Here is a 13,144-nt window from a genome sequence, read left to right on the forward strand (position 1 = left end):
CGTACGGCGGTCAGGGCGCGGTCAGTCGACGGCGCGGTCAGCCCACGAACTCCACGTCGGACGTCAGCCAGCGGCCGTCCCGGTGGACCAGGTCGAGCTGGAGCCGGTAGGTGCGGGCCTCGCCCTTGGGCGCGGCGGTGTTGGTCACCTTGCTGTCGGCTACCACCAGGACACGGGCCGAGTGCGCGTCGGAGCGGACGATGCCCGCCTCCAGAACCTGGCCCTCGGAGACCGACTTGTTCTGGGCGACCAGCTGCGTCAGCTCCTGCGTCTGTCCGGCGAACTGCTTCTTGAAGTCGCCGGTGGCGCCCTGGAGGACGTTCGCGCTGTCCCGGTCGTAGTGCCGGTAGTCGAGCGAGGTGAAGTTCAGCGCCGACTGGCGGGCCGCGGCCAGGATGTCCTGGCGTCGCTGCTCCGCCTCGCGCTGGTGGTAGAGCCCGAGGCTCAGCCAGATCGTCAGCGCGGTGGTCAGGACGGTCGCCACGACCAGCCCCACCGACCAGGCCTTGCCCGACCACGCCCAGCCCGGCAGAGCCCCACTCCTGGCCCTGCCCGACAGGGCACCTCTCATGGCCCTCCTCATGGCCCCCCTCATGCCATCGGCCCGACTAGCAGCCATTGCCACGACTCCCTTCCGAACACCGCCTGTTGACCGCCCGTCGAGCCGATCTCGACGGGCCTTCCGTCCGGGCCGGTGGCGGTGCCGGTCTCCGGGTCGTACGGCGTGACGTACGCCGTCTGGTTCGCGCCGCCGGAAGTGGTCGACGCGCCGGGGGCGTTCTGCGCGCCCCGTACCGACGTCTTGCTTCCGTGCGGGGCCGTGCAGCGTGCGTCGGTGTTCGCCTCGCGCGTGCTGGTGTCCGAGGGGTCACGCCGCTTTGTCCCGTATCCCTGGGTGCACGGCGGCGGGTCGTCGGCGTTCACCACCAGCCCGAAGTGGGTGGTGCCGTCGCCCGGGACGACTGTGTAGCTGCCCGCGACCAGTGCCGGGAAGGTGACCAGGGACTGCTCCACGCCGGGCAGGTGGGCCAGCGTGACCTGGCCGCCGCTGATCAGGTTCGCCAACAGGACCGACAGGTGCGGTGAGATGTTCTTCAGGAGCGAGTTCACCTGGTTCGCCGCCGGCGTCGCGTTGCCGATCAGCTTGCGGACGTCCCCGTCGCTCGACTTCAGCTGGGCGGTGAGCGCCGCAAGATCGTGCGCGAACGACTTGATGGACGAGCCCTCGTCGGCCTGCGTCTTGAGGACCTTTCGCGAGTCCTCGATCAGCGAGATCGTCTGAGGGAGTGACTCGGAGGCCGACTCCACGAGCGCGTTGCCCGAGTCGACCAGTCGGCTCAGGTTCGGGCCGGTGCCCGAGAAGGCCTTGCCCAACTCGTCGACGGTGACACGTAGATCGTCCTTGCCGACCGAGTTCACCAGTCTGTCCAGGCTGAGGACCAAGTCCGTCGTGGGCAGCGGTACGCGGGTGCTGCCGCGCGGGATGGCGCTGCCGTCGAGGAGATAGGGGCCATGCGCAGAACGCGGCTGTAGATCCACGTATTGCTCGCCCACCGCCGAGCGGTTCGCCACCACGGCCAGGGTGTCCGCCGGGATGCGTGGCGCGCCGTCCTTGATGTCGAGGGAGACCGAGACGCCGTCGGAGCCGGTCAGCCGCAGTGCGCCGACGCGGCCCACCGGCACCCCGCGGTAGGTGACCTCGGCGCCTTGGAAGATGCCCCCGGAGTCGGCGAAGTCCGCCTGCACGGTGTAGCCGCGGCCCAGGACGTCGTCCACCAGGCCGGTGTATTCGGCGCCGACGTACGACACCCCGACGGCGGTGACGGTGGCGAAGGCGAGCAACTGGGCTTTGACCGTACGTGTGATCACGGCTGGACCCCCTTCAGCATCAGCTCCGCGAGCGCGAGGTTGATCCCCTCGGGCAGGTCGGCGTCGGTTGTGTAGCTGCTGTTGCATACCGGCGGGCACAGCGGCCCGCCGCCGCCCGACGGGGCCGACGGCGCCGACGGCACCGAGGGGGACGACGGCAGGCTCGGTGTGCTCGGCAGCGCGGTGGGTGTCGGCACGCTCGGCAGGTCGGGGAGATCGGGGAGATCCGGTACGTCGGGAGTGTCGGGCTTCTGGGAATCGCCGTTCCCCCGGCCGGAGTTGCCGTCCGTCACGTTCCCGTAGATGCCGGCCAGGTCCAGGTCCGCCGTGATGTCGAGGTTGACGTAGTCACCCTTGACGGCGTCCACCACGTTGCGCGGGAACGGGTAAGTGGTCAGCAGCTCCAGGGAGTTGGGCAGATCGTCGCCCGCCTTGTTCAGCTGCCGCAGGATGGGCCGCAGCTGCTTGAGGTTCGCGACCGTGTCGTCGTGCGAGGCCGTGACCACCTTGGTGCCCGTCTTGCCGAGCTTCGACAGGGCGGTGAGCATCCTTGTCAGATCGCGCCGCTGGTCGGCCAGGACCTTCAGGGCGGGTGGCATCGCGTCGACGGCCTGGGCGATCGTCTTCTTCTCCTTCCCGAGCCGCCCCGCGAGGCGGTCGACGGCCTTGAGGGCGCGGACGATGTCCTTCCGCTGGTTGTCCAGGCCGCCGATGAAGGTGTTCAGCTCCTTGAGCAGCGATCTGACCCGGCTCTCCCGGCCGTTCAGGGCCTTGTTCAGCTCCACGGTGATCGTCTTGAGCTGGGCCACTCCGCCGCCGTTGAGCAGCGCGGACAGCGCGGACAGCACCTCCTCGATCTCCGGATTGCGGCCGCTGCGGGACAGCGGGATGCGGTCGCCGTCGCCGAGCCGGCCCACGGGGGCCGTGCCAGTCGGGGCGGAGAGCGCGACGTACTTCTCGCCGAGCATGCTGGTCTGCCGCAGCTCGGCGACCGCGTTGGCGGGCAGCTTGACGGAGTCGGCGACCCGTAGCCGTACGCGCGCGTGCCAGCCGTCCAGCCGCACCTTCTCGACCGCGCCCACGGTGACGTTGTTGACCTTCACCGCGGACTGGGGCACCAGGTCGAGGACGTCGCGGAACTCGACGGTGACGTGGTAGGCGTGGCCGTCGGCGGCGGCTCCGCCGGGCAGCTGGACGTCGTACCAGCCGTTGAACTCGCAGCCGGACAGCAGCAGCGATCCGACCGCGGCCCACGCGACCGCCCCGACCTTGCGCAGTGCGCTCATGCGCTCGCCCCCAGAATTCCGCCGAGCGTCCGGTCGACCGTTCCCGTCACCGCGGAGCCCTGAGGCACCTTGGGCAGGGAGTCGAAGAGATCCCTCAGCTCCTTGCAATCGGGGTTCTTGCCGCCCGCGTCGTTCTTTCCGCCTTCGTCGCCGGTCGTCTTCAGCACGGAGCACAGCAGTGAGGCCGGATCCTGCGCCTGCTGGGCGTTGTTGCGGGTGTCGAGGGTGCCCGCGGACGGGTTGTAGGCGTTGTTCAGGTTCGACAGGCCCGTCGGAGCGACCTCCAACAGTTCGGCCAGCGCGGCCCGTTGGGTGACGAGCACCTTGGTCACCTTGCTGAGGCCCTTCACGTTCGAGGTCAGCGACTTCTTGTTGTTCTTCACGAAGTCCGACACGTCGCCGAGCGCCGTCCCCAGGTTCTTGAGCGCGTCCGCGAGGTCCTTGCGCTCGCCCGCGAGCTGTCCGGCGACCTCGGCGAGGTCGGTGTTGAACGACCGCACGCTCTTGTCGTCGGCGGCCAGCGCCGCCGTGAACACCTGCAGATTCCGTACCGTGCCGAACAGGTCCGTGCGGCCGTCGGACAGCGTGGTGACCGCCTGCGAGAGGTCCTCGACCGTCTGGTTGAGGTTCTCGCCCTGGCCGTCGAGGTTGTCCGCGCTCACCCCGAGCAGCCGCGACAGCGAGCCGTCCTTGTTGGCGCCCTGGGGGCCGAGCGCGTCGGCCGTCGTGTGCAGACTGTCGAAGATGCGGTCCAGCTCGACCGGTACGACCGTTCGCGTCTCGGGGATGACCGCGCCGTTCCGCAGTACCGGGCCCTTCCGGTACACCGGCAGCAGTTGTACGTAACGGTCGCTGACCACCGAGGAGTTGATGATCGCGGCCTTGGCGTCGGCTGGGACCTTGCGGCCCGCGTCGTACTTCAGCTCCACCCGCACCCGGTCGCCCTCCGGCGTGATCTTCTCGACCTCGCCGATCCGGACGCCGAGGACGCGGACGTCGGAGCCGGGGTAGATGCCGACGGTGCGCGGGAAGTACGCGGTCACGTGCACGGGCTCGGAGCGCGGCCACAGCACGTAGGTGAGCGTGGCGACGAGGGTGAGTGCGGTGACCACGGCCACCCGCCTCTTCAGGTTCTTCACTGCGCGCCTCCCGTGCGCGGCACCACCGGAGCGGCGACCAGGTTCTGGACGTAGCTGTCGAACCAGCGGCCGTTGCCGAGGGTGTTGCTGAAGACCCGGACGTACGGCGCGAGCAGCTTGACGCTCCGGTCGAGGCTCGACTGATTCCGTTCGAGCATCCGCACCACACGGTTGAGGCCCTTGAGCGCGGGCCCGATCTCCTTGTCGTTGTCCTCGACCAGGCCGGAGAGCTCGATGCCCAGCGCGGCGGAGCTCTTCAGCAGCTTGTGAATCGCCTTGCGCCGCTTGCTGATCTCCTTGAACAGCTTGTCGCCGTCCTTGACCAGCCCGGAGAAGTCCTCGGAGTGGTCGGCCAGCACGCCCGTGACACCGTTCGCGTGGTCGAGGAGCTCGCCCAGCGCCTTGTCGCGCGAGGCGACCGTCCGGGAGATCTTCGACAGGCCCTTGATGGACGCTCGTACCTCGGCGGGCGAGTCCTGGAAGGTGGTGGAGATGGTGTCCAGGGCCTTCGCCAACTGGTCGGTGTCGACCTTCTCCGTCGTGGTGGTGAGATCGCTGAACGCCTGCACGACGTCGTACGCCGGAACGGTCCGCTTGAGCGGGATCTCGCTGCCGGGCTTCAACTGCCCCGGTCCCTTGGGGTGCAGCGCGAGGTACTTCGCGCCGAGGATCGTCTTGACCCGGATCGAGGCGCCGGTCTCGGTGCCGAACCCCGGATCGCCCTTGATCTTGAAGGTGACCTTGACGTGGTCACCGTCCAGATCGACGTCCTCCACCTTGCCGACCTTGACGCCCGCGATCCGCACCTCGTCGCCGGGCTTGAGTCCGCCCGCCTCCGAGAAGGCCGCGCTGTACGTCTCGCCGCCGCCGATCAGCGGCAGGCTGTCGGCGTTGAACGCGGCCACGGTCAGCAGCGCGAGGAAGGTGAGACCGACGGCTCCGATCACCACGGGGTTGCGGTCGCGGAACGGGGTGAGGCGCGGGCGGCGGATCCGTGGAAGCCGTATCCGAGGCGGGTCGATGCGGACCTTTATCAGCGGTTCCGGGCGGCGGGGGCGGGGCGCCCGGCGCGGGAGCAGCCGTATCTTCGGGAGCCTGGGTGGGTCGATGCGGACCTTCACCAGGGGTTCCGGGCGGTGAGGGCGCGGTGCCCGGCGCGGGAGCAGCCGTATTCGCGGCAGCTTCGGCGGATCGATGCGGACCTTGACCAGCGGCTCCGGACGGCGCTTACGGGTCCGGCGCGGAAGGAGGTGCTTCCTCATGTGCTTCGTCATGCGCCGCACCTCGCCCTCGCCACGTGCAGCTCCGGTGTGAGCACCTGCTTCGTCTTCGGCAGCACGATCCGGCCGTCGAAGTCGCAGAGGTAGAAGTTGAACCACGAGCCGTAGGACGCCGTCCCGGTCAGCGCGTTGAGCTTGTTCGGCAGCCGCTTCAGCACGCCCTCCACGGTGTTCTCGTTCTTGTTCAGCGTTCCGGTGAGATCGGTCAGCTCGGCGATGTCGTCCTTCAGGGGCGGACGCGCGTCCTTGAGCAGCCCCGAGGTGGCGTCCGTCAGGTCGCCGATGCCCACCAGGGACTGCCCGATGGGCTTGCGGTCGGCGGACAGCCCCGAGATCACCCGGCGCAGCTGCTTGAGGAGCCCGGAGAAGCGGGAGCCGCGCTTGTCGAGCGTCTCCAGCACGGTGTTGAGGTTGTCGATCACCGAGCCGATCAGCTTGTCGCGGCCGGCCAGGGTCGTGGTGAGCGAAGCCGTGTGCGCCAGCAGGCTGTTGACGGTGCCGCCCTCGCCCTGGAGGGTCCGGATGATCTCGGTGGCGAGCTGGTTGACGTCCTGCGGGCTGAGCGCGGCGAACAGCGGCTTGAAGCCGTTCAGCAGCGCGTTGAGGTCCAGCGCGGGCTGGGTGCGCGACAGCGGGATCGTGGCGCCGGGCTTCAGCCGGGTGCCGTTTCCCGCGCCCTCGGTCAGGGCGACGTAGCGCTGTCCGACCAGGTTCCGGTAGCGGACGACCGCGCCGGTGCTGTTCAGCAGCGGACGGTCCGCGCTGACGGTGAAGGTGACCTGCGCCAGCGTCCGGTCCTTGATGCTGATGCCCTCGACCTCGCCGACCCGTACCCCGGCCACCCGGATGTCGTCGCCCTTCTCCAGGCCTGTCACGTCGCTGAACACCGCGCGGTACGTGTGCTCGGGGGTGAGGGAGACGTTGACGATGGTGGCGGCGAGCAGGGCCGTCGCCAGGATCGTCACCAGGGCGAAGAGGCTGAACTTGATCAGCGGGGCCGCGGCCTGCCGGGCTCCTGGCGTCCGAGTGGCCCGAGTGGCCCGAGTGGCCCGAGTGGGCCGCGAGGTCTTCGAGGTCTCCGTGGTCTCCGTGGTCCTCATGCGACGCTCACCGCCGTTCCGCGCGCCAGCGGTCCGAACAGCAGGGTCGCGACCGGCGGCACCTCGTCGGCCGGCACGCCCATGACGGGCGCCACGAGCGAGCCGACGGAGCGCTGCTCGGCCCGGGTGGCGGAGACGCCGAGCGGACTGGACGAACTCCCCTTCTTCGACCCGTCGTTGAGGTGCACCCCGGGTGCGGGCACCTGGGGATGGGGCAGGTCGCGGCAGTTGGGCCCCGACCGGTCGTCGTAACGCGGCTCCTCACCGGGCTCGTACGCCGCCTGCTGTCGGACGACTTCGAGCGTGATGTGCATCTTGCCGCCCCGGAAAGCCTGCTCGGATGCCTGTTCCTCGCGCACCAGGCCGGCGAGGAGGCAGGGGTACTCGGGCGAGTAGCGGGCGAAGAGTTCGAGCGTGGGGCGGGAGACCCGGCCGAGGGTGATCAGCCGGTCGCCGTTCGCGTCGAGGAAGTCGTTCGCGGTGGCGGCGGCGGTGGCCGTCGTGGTGAGCGCGGACGCGAGCCGGTCCCGCTGTTCGACGATGGTGCGACTGGTGGTGACGGTGTTGCGCAGGATCTTCATCAGGTCGGGAGCGGCGTCGCCGTACACCTCGGCGACGTCGGCCAGCCGTGCGAAGTCCTCGGTGAGGGAGGGCAGATGCGGATTGAGGCGGTGCAGATAGTCCTCCACGCGCGTGAGGTTGTCGCCGATCCGGTCGCCGCGGCCTTCGAGGGCGGTGGCGAACGCGGAGAGCGTGGCGTTGAGCTTGCCGGGCTGCACGGTCCGCAGCAGCGGCAGCAGGTCGTTCATCAGCTGCTGGAGCTCGATGCCGACGCGGGTGCGGTCCTGGGTGATGACGTCCCCCGCGCGGATGGGCCTGGCCGAGGAGCGCGCGGGCGCGACCAGGTCGACGTACTTCTCGCCGAACAGCGTCTTGGGCAGCAGGCGTGCGTGCACGTCGGAGGGGATGTACGCGACGTACTCCGGCTTGAGCGCGATGTCGAGCGTCGCCTTCGTCCCGTCGGCGTGCACCGCGCGCACCTCGCCGACCAGCAGCCCGCGCAGCTTGACGTCGGCGCGGGGATCGAGCTGGTTGCCGAGGCTGTCGGCCTCCAGCTCGATGCGTACGGCCGGGGTGAACACCTGTTGGTACACGGCGACGGACAGGGACAGCAGCAGCGCGAGCACGGCGAGGAACACCACGCCGTACAACCGCAGTCTCAGCACTCTCATACGGCTCACCCCGCAATCCGTACGGTCGTGTTGGCGCCCCAGATCGCCAGCGACAGGAAGAAGTCCAGGACGTTGATCGCGACGATCGAGGTGCGCACGGCGCGGCCCACGGCGACGCCGACGCCCGCCGGGCCGCCGCTCGCGTAGTAGCCGTAGTAGCAATGCACCAGGATGATCAGGACGGCGAAGACGAGTACCTTCCCGAAGGACCACAGCACGTCGACCGGCGGCAGGTACTGCTGGAAGTAGTGGTCGTAGGTGCCCGCCGACTGCCCGTAGTAGCCGGTGGTGATGGTGCGGGCAGCGAAGTACGAGGACAGCAGCCCGACCACGTACAGCGGGATCACCGCGACGAAACCGGCGATCATCCGGGTGGTCACCAGGAACGGCAGCGAGGGGACGCCCATGACTTCGAGGGCGTCGGTCTCCTCGCTGATCCGCATCGCGCCCAGCTGCGCCGTGAAGCCCGCGCCGACGGTCGCGGAGAGCGCAAGGCCCGCCACCAGGGGAGCGATCTCCCTCGTGTTGAAGTACGCCGAGAGGAACGCCACGAAGTTGGAGGTGCCGAGCTGGTTGAGCGCGGCGTAGCCCTGGAGGCCGACCTCCGTGCCGGTGAAGAACGACAGGAAGGCGATGACGCCGACCGTGCCGCCCACGACGGCGAGCGCGCCGCGCCCGAAACTCACCTCGGCGAGCAGCCGCAGGATCTCCTTCTTGTAGCGGCGTACGGTGCGGCCCGTCCACGCCAACGAGCGGGCGTAGAAGGACAGTTGACTGCCCAGTTCCTCCAGGCGATTCAGCAGCGCCATGACTCAGCCCCTCTGCGGAACGACTTGGAAGTACACGGCGGTCATCACGAAGTTCGTCACGAACAGCAACATGAAGGTGATCACCACCGACTGGTTCACCGCATCGCCCACGCCCTTCGGACCGCCCTTCGCGGTCAGTCCCTTGTACGAGGCGACGATCGCGGCGATCGCCCCGAACACCAGCGCCTTGATCTCCGCCGCCCACAGGTCGGAGAGCTGGGCGAGTGTGGTGAAGGAGGCGAGATAGGCGCCCGGTGTGCCGTTCTGCAGGACGACGTTGAAGAAGTAGCCGCCCGCGACGCCGACGACCGACACCAGGCCGTTGAGCAGCACCGCCACCACCATCGACGCCAGGACCCGCGGGACGACCAGCCGGTGGATGGGGTCGATGCCCAGCACCTGCATCGCGTCGATCTCCTCGCGGATCTTCCGCGCCCCGAGATCCGCGCAGATCGCCGTGCCGCCGGCGCCCGCGATCAGCAGGGCGGTGACGATCGGCGAGGCCTCGCGCAGCACCGCGAGCACCGAGGCGGCCCCGGAGAACGACTGGGCGCCGAGCTGCCGGGTCAGGCTGCCGATCTGCAGCGCGATGACCGCGCCGAAGGGGATGGACACGAGGGCCGTCGGCAGGATCGTGACGCTCGCGACGAACCAGGCCTGCTGGATGAACTCCCGTGCCTGGAACGGCCGTCGGGGCACGGTCCGGACGACGTCCAGCGCCATCGCGAAGAGGTTTCCCGAGTGCCTGAGCGCTCCGGTCGGCGACAGCCTCATGCGTCCGCCACCTCCTTCCGGTGCGGCTCGGCCTCGCGTCTCGCGATCGCCTCCCAGCGGGGCGGGCGGGTGATGCCTGGCCCCGGCAGCAGGCGGGGAGTCAGAACCTGACTGCCGGGAGTCTTTGTGTGTGCTCCGTCGCCGAGCTGGGCCAGCTCCTGCTCGACCTGCGCGGCGTCCTTCTCCTCGGCCATCCCGATCGGCCCCTGCATCCGGCCGTTCAGGAACTGCCGCACGACCGGCTCGTCGCTGGTCAGCAGCTTCTCGCGGGGCCCGAACATGACCAGCTCACGGCGGAACAACAGCCCGATGTTGTCCGGCACTTGGCGGGCCGAGGCGATGTCATGGGTGACGATCAGGAAGGTCGCGTTGATCTGTGCGTTGAGGTCGACGATGAGCTGGTTGAGGTACGCGACGCGTACGGGGTCGAGGCCGGAGTCGGGTTCGTCGAAGAGGATGATCTCGGGGTCGAGGACGAGGGCCCGGGCGAGACCGGCTCGCTTTCGCATGCCGCCGGAGATCTCGCCCGGCAGCTTCCCCTCCGAACCGATCAGCCCGACCATGTCCATCTTCTCCAGCACGATGCGCCGGATCTCGCTCTCGGACTTGCGGGTGTGCTCGCGCAGCGGGAAGGCGATGTTGTCGTACAGGTTCATCGAGCCGAACAGCGCGCCGTCCTGGAACAGCACGCCGAAGAGCTTCCGCACCTCGTACAACTCGTGCTCGCGCAGCTTGGTGACGTCCCGGCCCGCGACCTTCACGGAACCCCGGTCCGGCTTCAGCAGTCCGACGAGCGTCTTGAGGAACACCGACTTGCCCGTGCCCGAGGGGCCGAGCATGACCGAGACCTCCCCGGCGGGCAGCGTCAGCGAGACGTCCTGCCAGATGACCTGGTGACCGAAGGACTTGGTCAGCCCTTCCACACAGATCTCGACACCCATCCGGTCCACCCTTCGGCCGTGGAGCAGTTCCGACATCTGCTCTACGGGGAGGGGCGGGGCGTCCGTCGCGACGGACGCGGATTTTTTTTCGGGGGTCTTGCGGCCGGGTTTCCGGCGGTCGGCGGCCGCGCTCTTTCCGCCGGTTCTACGGCGATGCTTCTTCCGGCGGTTCTACGACGGTGCTTCTTTCCGGCGGTTCTACGGCAGCGCCGTCGCGGTCGGTACGTCGACCGGGGCGGAGGGCGTCGCGGGAGCCTCCGGAAGGGCCGGAAGCGTCGTCGGGACCGTGGACGTGGCCGGCAGATCGGGGAGGCCGGGCACGCTCGGCAGGTCGGACACGCCGGGGACATCCGGGACGTCGGGGACGGACGGCACCGGTGGCAGCGAGGCGTCCGGCAGCGGTGGCACCGACAGCGGCAGCAGCGACCGGTCGTGATTGCCGGGCGGCGCCGTCGGCGTCGCCGCGTGAGACGTCGAGGCGGTCGACAGATCAGGGGCGTTCGGGGCGGCCACCTGGCCGACGCTGTCGGGCCGGACGGTCTGCGTGGTCGCCTGGGCCATGCGGGACACGGAGGGACGGGGAACCGTGTCCTGCCCGCCCCCGTCGTGGACGTACGGCAATACGAACCCCGCCACCACCAGGGTCGCGGCCGTCGAGGTCATCGCCACGGCCTGCGCGTGTCCGCCCGCGCGCAGCTTGCCGCGCCCCCACAGGAACAGGGTGAGGCCCAGCGTTCCGGCCAGCGAGTTGCGCAACGTGCGCCGGGCCCGGGCCAGCAGCGACTCGACGGTCCGATAGCTCAGCCCCATGCGCACGGCGACCTGGCCGACGTCGAGGTCCTCGGACTTCAGCCGGAGCGCCTCGGCCTGGCGCGCGGGGAGTTCCCCGCTGCGTACGGCCAGCCACTTCGCCTCGGCCCGGTCGCACACCGCCTCCTCGACGGGCACCGGACCCGGCGCGGCGAGCGTGGGGCTGCGGTGTACCTCGGCCTCACGGTTGACCTGGCGGTGCCGGTCGACGCACAGCCGCATGGTCACGGTCGTCAGCCAGCCGCCGAGGCGCTCGTCGTCCAGGTCGGGGCGCTCCGCGGCGCGCAGCATCGCCTCGTGCACCGCGTCCTCGGCGTCCTCCGGGCTCATCGACCTGCGCCGGGCCACCTTGAGCAGTTGCTCGCGGTGGCTCCACATGTGCTCCCAACGGTCGTGGGCCGCCTGTATCTCCGCAGGCATGTCCGGCATGTCCGTCGCCATGAGGGCCCCTTTGCGCTCACCCGCCGGTCCTGTGCCGTCCGGCGGGTGGCGACATTACCGCCCAGTATCCGCGGTTGTGGAGGGGGAGGAGGCCATCGAATCCACACCGTTGCTGGTCAGCGGAGCGTTGCTGGGCAGCAGGTCGTCGCCGGGCAGTTCGATGTCCGCGCCGGGCGTGGGGAGTTGGGGCTCCTCCGTCTCCGGGGCCTGGCCCGCCGGACGGGACCCGGTGGGGGATGGCGAGGCAGGCGCGGACGGAGTCCGGGACGGGGAGGAACTGGGTCGGGGGGACGGTGCCGGCTTCGGTGTGGGTTCCGGCCGCGACGGCTCGGGGCGTGCCGACGCCTTCGCGGAGCTGTCCGGCACCACCCGGTGCCCTTCCAGGAAGTACGCGTACCAGGCCCTGACCGTGCGCAGATACGCCTCCGAGTGGTTGTAGCCGAGGATCGCCCGGTCCAGCTCGGCGGGGTCGGCGAGGTTTCGTCCGCCCGCACACAGGTAGCGCCCGGCGGCGAGCGCCGCGTCGAAGACGTTGTCCGGGTCGGCCCGCCCGTCGCCGTTGCCGTCCGTGCCCCAGCGGGACCAGGTCGACGGGATGAACTGCATCGGCCCGACCGCCCGGTCGTAGGCCGCGTCCCCGTCGTACGCGCCGCCGTCGGTGTCCCGCACGACGGCGAAGGCGCCGCCGTCCAGCCGCGGCCCGAGGATGGGCGCCACGGTCGTACCGTCCGCCGTCACCCGACCGCCGCGCGCCTGCCCGGACTCCACCTGGCCGATCGCGGCCAGCAACTGCCACCGCAGCCGGCAGCCGGGCACGGTGCGCGCGAGCTCCGCCTCGGCATGCCGGTAGGCGGCGAACACGCTCGCCGGCAGCGCGGCCCCCGCCACCGACGCCCCGACCTTGCGTTCCCGGGCCCGCAGCGGCGGAAGGTCGGTGCGGTACCGGGTGTCGCCCGACACGCTCGGCCCGTGCTCGGCAGGCGCCTGCCGCGGGGGTATGGAGGCCCGTGCCGGAACCGCCCCCGGCGCCTGTGACGCGGTCAGCGCCGCCATGGCCGCCACCGCGATCGCCGTACCCCTCGCGCTTCTGACTCTGTGCCCTGCCACGTCGCGAACCCCTCCCTGTGAGCTGATGTCGTCTGCTCTACGGGGCAGGGCGGCCGGTCCGTCGCACGGAGTGGGGCGATTTCGGGAAGCGGGGTCCGAGCGCGCGTCCGTCAAGATCTCCCCGAGCGGCCGGGGCGGTGCGGTCGCGAGGACCCGGCGGGACGCGTGGGCTCCGCGGTGTCAGGAAGGTGGATCCAGGCAGTTCGTGAGCGGCCTGTGGGACGGCTACTGGCGTGTGGGGACACGGACCGTTCGGCGGGCCGGAGCGGCTGGACGCGACCGAGCGGCATTCGAGCCGGCGGACGTGACCAGTGCCACGCTGTGGCCCCTTTCGGTGGACAGGTTGCTGATGTGTA

Annotated in this window: 12 protein-coding genes; all 12 read right to left on the reverse strand. The window is 70.1% G+C overall.

Translation table 11 applies throughout. The features are described 5' to 3' along the window. Nucleotides 1–37 precede the first annotated feature (37 nt). The 12 genes from OIC96_RS34135 to OIC96_RS34190 all read right to left on the reverse strand — a co-directional run bounded on the left by OIC96_RS34135 (nucleotide 38) and on the right by OIC96_RS34190 (nucleotide 12,788). Entirely contained in the window at nucleotides 38–571 is a 534-nt protein-coding gene (locus OIC96_RS34135; RefSeq protein WP_330304162.1) for a hypothetical protein, read from the reverse strand. Nucleotides 572–591: 20 nt separating this feature from the next. Beyond that, the gene (locus tag OIC96_RS34140; protein ID WP_330304161.1) at nucleotides 592–1,869 is read right to left on the reverse strand and encodes an MlaD family protein; all 1,278 of its coding nucleotides are present in this window, start codon (nucleotides 1,867–1,869) and stop codon (nucleotides 592–594) included. Beyond that, entirely contained in the window at nucleotides 1,866–3,155 is a 1,290-nt protein-coding gene (locus OIC96_RS34145; RefSeq protein WP_330304160.1) for an MCE family protein, read from the reverse strand. Before OIC96_RS34145 ends, OIC96_RS34140 begins: the two co-directional genes overlap by 4 nt. Further along, nucleotides 3,152–4,294, reverse strand: a complete 1,143-nt coding sequence (locus tag OIC96_RS34150; RefSeq protein ID WP_330304159.1) for an MCE family protein — start codon at nucleotides 4,292–4,294, stop codon at nucleotides 3,152–3,154. Before OIC96_RS34150 ends, OIC96_RS34145 begins: the two co-directional genes overlap by 4 nt. After that, nucleotides 4,291–5,316, reverse strand: a complete 1,026-nt coding sequence (locus OIC96_RS34155) for an MCE family protein (RefSeq protein ID WP_330310069.1) — start codon at nucleotides 5,314–5,316, stop codon at nucleotides 4,291–4,293. Before OIC96_RS34155 ends, OIC96_RS34150 begins: the two co-directional genes overlap by 4 nt. A 248-nt stretch (nucleotides 5,317–5,564) precedes the next feature. Next, the gene (locus OIC96_RS34160) at nucleotides 5,565–6,674 is read right to left on the reverse strand and encodes an MlaD family protein (RefSeq protein WP_330304158.1); all 1,110 of its coding nucleotides are present in this window, start codon (nucleotides 6,672–6,674) and stop codon (nucleotides 5,565–5,567) included. Further along, the gene (locus tag OIC96_RS34165) at nucleotides 6,671–7,906 is read right to left on the reverse strand and encodes an MCE family protein (protein ID WP_330304157.1); all 1,236 of its coding nucleotides are present in this window, start codon (nucleotides 7,904–7,906) and stop codon (nucleotides 6,671–6,673) included. The genes OIC96_RS34160 and OIC96_RS34165 overlap by 4 nt, the downstream gene beginning before the upstream one ends. 5 nt (nucleotides 7,907–7,911) lie before the next feature. Beyond that, nucleotides 7,912–8,715 carry an MlaE family ABC transporter permease gene (locus tag OIC96_RS34170; protein WP_330304156.1) on the reverse strand — a complete coding sequence of 268 codons (804 nt, stop codon included), beginning with the start codon at nucleotides 8,713–8,715 and terminating at the stop codon, nucleotides 7,912–7,914. Between the two features lie 3 nt (nucleotides 8,716–8,718). Then, nucleotides 8,719–9,489, reverse strand: coding sequence for an MlaE family ABC transporter permease (locus tag OIC96_RS34175; protein ID WP_168490876.1), 771 nt, complete (start codon nucleotides 9,487–9,489; stop codon nucleotides 8,719–8,721). Further along, nucleotides 9,486–10,430 carry an ABC transporter ATP-binding protein gene (locus OIC96_RS34180; protein WP_330310068.1) on the reverse strand — a complete coding sequence of 315 codons (945 nt, stop codon included), beginning with the start codon at nucleotides 10,428–10,430 and terminating at the stop codon, nucleotides 9,486–9,488. Before OIC96_RS34180 ends, OIC96_RS34175 begins: the two co-directional genes overlap by 4 nt. Before the next feature lie 198 nt (nucleotides 10,431–10,628). Further along, nucleotides 10,629–11,681: an RNA polymerase sigma factor gene (locus OIC96_RS34185; protein ID WP_330304155.1), complete on the reverse strand. Its 1,053-nt coding sequence runs from the start codon at nucleotides 11,679–11,681 to the stop codon at nucleotides 10,629–10,631. 54 nt (nucleotides 11,682–11,735) lie between these two features. Further along, the gene (locus OIC96_RS34190) at nucleotides 11,736–12,788 is read right to left on the reverse strand and encodes a lytic transglycosylase domain-containing protein (protein WP_330304154.1); all 1,053 of its coding nucleotides are present in this window, start codon (nucleotides 12,786–12,788) and stop codon (nucleotides 11,736–11,738) included. Nucleotides 12,789–13,144: the final 356 nt, after the last annotated feature.

Origin of the sequence: Streptomyces sp. NBC_00775, assembly GCF_036347135.1 — a bacterium.
Taxonomy (GTDB): Bacteria; Actinomycetota; Actinomycetes; order Streptomycetales; family Streptomycetaceae; genus Streptomyces; species Streptomyces lutosisoli.

Bases quoted from the DNA above. Each gene is read 5' to 3' on its own strand.
- OIC96_RS34170 (WP_330304156.1), bottom strand. From the start codon at position 8,715: ATGGCGCTGCTGAATCGCCTGGAGGAACTGGGCAGTCAACTGTCCTTC.
- OIC96_RS34175 (WP_168490876.1), bottom strand. From the start codon at position 9,489: ATGAGGCTGTCGCCGACCGGAGCGCTCAGGCACTCGGGAAACCTCTTC.
- OIC96_RS34185 (WP_330304155.1), bottom strand. From the start codon at position 11,681: ATGGCGACGGACATGCCGGACATGCCTGCGGAGATACAGGCGGCCCAC.
- OIC96_RS34135 (WP_330304162.1), bottom strand. From the start codon at position 571: ATGAGAGGTGCCCTGTCGGGCAGGGCCAGGAGTGGGGCTCTGCCGGGC.
- OIC96_RS34180 (WP_330310068.1), bottom strand. From the start codon at position 10,430: ATGGGTGTCGAGATCTGTGTGGAAGGGCTGACCAAGTCCTTCGGTCAC.
- OIC96_RS34160 (WP_330304158.1), bottom strand. From the start codon at position 6,674: ATGAGGACCACGGAGACCACGGAGACCTCGAAGACCTCGCGGCCCACT.
- OIC96_RS34145 (WP_330304160.1), bottom strand. From the start codon at position 3,155: ATGAGCGCACTGCGCAAGGTCGGGGCGGTCGCGTGGGCCGCGGTCGGA.
- OIC96_RS34165 (WP_330304157.1), bottom strand. From the start codon at position 7,906: ATGAGAGTGCTGAGACTGCGGTTGTACGGCGTGGTGTTCCTCGCCGTG.